Origin of the sequence: Streptomyces atriruber (genome assembly GCF_001418325.1) — a bacterium.
GTDB lineage: Bacteria > Actinomycetota > Actinomycetes > Streptomycetales > Streptomycetaceae > Streptomyces > Streptomyces atriruber.
The window spans coordinates 1-2,347 of the sequence record NZ_LIPN01000629.1 but is presented as its reverse complement, the minus strand read 5'-3'; the positions used below and the strand labels follow the sequence as shown (position 1 = coordinate 2,347).

The 2,347-nt window shown below is 69.9% G+C and carries 1 protein-coding gene and 3 pseudogenes; all 4 read right to left on the bottom strand.

Translation table 11 applies throughout. The features are described 5' to 3' along the window. Nucleotides 1–428, bottom strand: a pseudogene (locus AOK03_RS44740) (preprotein translocase subunit SecA); the annotation flags it as partial. A gap of 2 nt (nucleotides 429–430) precedes the next feature. After that, nucleotides 431–936, bottom strand: a pseudogene (locus AOK03_RS44735) (preprotein translocase subunit SecA); the annotation flags it as partial. Nucleotides 937–1,136: 200 nt separating this feature from the next. Then, a complete protein-coding gene (gene cpt, locus AOK03_RS39470) occupies nucleotides 1,137–1,667 on the bottom strand; it encodes a chloramphenicol phosphotransferase CPT (RefSeq protein WP_055570151.1) in 531 nt (176 codons plus the stop codon). Nucleotides 1,668–1,725: 58 nt separating this feature from the next. Then, nucleotides 1,726–2,347: pseudogene (locus AOK03_RS39465) on the bottom strand (acyl-CoA dehydrogenase family protein); the annotation flags it as partial.

Below are 2,347 nucleotides of genomic sequence, written 5' to 3'. Positions count from 1 at the left end.
TAGTCCTTGTCCTTCTTGAAGTGCTCCTTGGCCTTGAGCGCGTTGTGCAGCTGGCCTATGAGGGAGGTGTGGGCCGAGTCGTAGAAGTTGTCGATGCCCAGCTGGTCCTCCAGGAATTCCACGCCGTTGTCCAGGACGGCCACGGTGCGCTTCTTCGGGTCGTACTCGTAGTCGTACGCGGCGCGCAGTTCCGCCAGTTCGATCTTGCGCTGCGGTGCCGTGAACTTCTCCTCCTGGATCGCGACGCCCCGCATTCTGCGCACGGCGTCGGCGAAGAATCCGTACCAGTGCGTCGGCTGGTCGGCCGGGCCCGAGATGATCAGAGGCGTGCGGGCCTCGTCGATGAGGATGGAGTCCGCCTCGTCGACGATCGCGTAGTGGTGCCCGCGCTGCACCAGTTCACCCTTCGACCAGGCCATGTTGTCGCGNNGTGCCGTACGTGATGTCGCAGGCGTAGGCCGCACGGCGTTCGTCCGGACTCATGTCGGACTTGATGACGCCGACGGTCAGACCGAGGAATCCGTAGACGTGGCCCATCCACCTGGCGTCGCGCCCGGCCAGATAGTCGTTGACCGTGACGAGGTGGACTCCGTTGCCCGCAAGGGCGTTCAGATAGGCGGGCAGCGTGGCGGCGAGGGTCTTCCCCTCGCCCGTCTGCATTTCGGCGATGTTGCCCAAGTGGAGTGCCGCGCCGCCCATCACCTGGACGTCGAAGTGGCGCATGCCGAGGATGCGGCGGGCCGCCTCGCGGACGGTCGCGAAGGCCTCGGGAAGCAGGTCGTCGAGACTCTGTCCGTCGGCGTACCGCTCTTTGTACTCGTCGGTGAGGGCCCGGAGTTCGGCGTCCGAGAGCAGCTCGATCTCGCCCTCTATGGAGTTGACCTGACCCTTGATCCGTTCGAGCCGGCGCAGCATTCTGCCTTCGCCCGCTCGCATGATCCTGCCGGTGAGGTGTTCCAGTTTGAGGACGGACACGGTGATCCCCTCCCTGCCTCGCCGGCCGGTCCGCTCATTGTGGGCGGGGCCACATCGCGGCAGCAAGCAGCCCGGTCACGGGCGGGGCGCAATGCGGCGCGCGCGAAAAGTACGGGCGAACGGGGCGCGGGCGCGAGGGGCGGCTCCTGGGGCGCCGTCGCTCACCCGACGTGCGCGGCGATGGCCCGCGCGCACTCCATCGACTCGGTGCGGGCGGTGTCGATCTCCACGTCGTAGACCATGCCGCGGTGGACCACCTCGGCCTGGGCCGCGGCCATGCCCGCGGCCCGGTCGCCCCGCGCGATCTCGCGGGCCGCGGCGATGCCACCGTCGCACCGGACGCCGACCCACAGCACCGGCAGCTCGCCCAGGGCCTTCTGCCAGCGCCGCTGCGAGTCGGCGCCGCCGAGGAAGACCTCGTCCACGACGATCCGGGCGCCCGCGCGGGCCATCGCGGCGACCCCCTCGATCCAGGCCGCCTCCAGGGTCCGGAACTCCTGCCCGACGCTCACCGTGCCGTCCGCGGCGAACTCGATCCCGGCGTCCGACGCCTGCAGGGACGCGGGCAGCGCGCCGACGAACGTGTCCGCCCCGAAGGCCAGCCACGGCCCCGGCAGGACCGACTGCAGGCACCGCACGATCCCGGACTTCCCCGAGCTGGAGCCACCATTGAGAACGATCACCTGGGTCATCACCGGGCCACAGTAGAAGCGCCCCGACGCCCCGCCAAACGATTTCCGGGCCGCGCGTTCACCCCTCCTTGATCACCCTGCGCACATCGGGCCGCGGCGTCCCGGGCAGCGCGGTGTCCGCGATCCACGGGCCGTCCCCGGAGGGGTCGACGACCCCCGCTTCGAGCCAGGTGTACGTCCCCGACAGGACGCCCTTGACCACCTTGCGGTCCAGCTCGTCGGTGTTGGTCCACAGCCGGTCGAAGAGCTCCTCGACGCGGATCCGGGACTGGCGGCAGAAGACGTCGGCCAGTTGGTACGCCTCGCGGCCGTGGTCCTCGGTGGTGCGCAGGAGTTCGGCGCGCACGCACGCCGCGCTCATCGCGAACAGCTCCGCGCCGATGTCGACGATCCGGCCGAGGAAGCCCTGCTTGGTCTCCATCTTCCCCTGCCAGCGGGACATGGCGTAGAAGGTGGAGCGGGCCAGCTTGCGGGCGCTCCGCTCGACGTAGCGCAGGTGCCCGGACAGGTCCGTGTGACCTGCCGGGTGGAACTCCGCGTACGAGCGCGGGAGTTGACCGGGGCCCGCGACCAGCTTGGGCAGCCAGCGGGCGTAGAAGCCGCCCGCCTTCGCACCGGCCTTCGCCTTGTCGGACAGGGACTTGTCGGGGTCGATGAGGTCGCCCGCGACCTTCAGGTGG

Coding starts and splice junctions, on each gene's coding strand:
- cpt (WP_055570151.1), bottom strand. CDS start 1,667: ATGACCCAGGTGATCGTTCTCAATGGTGGCTCCAGCTCGGGGAAGTCC.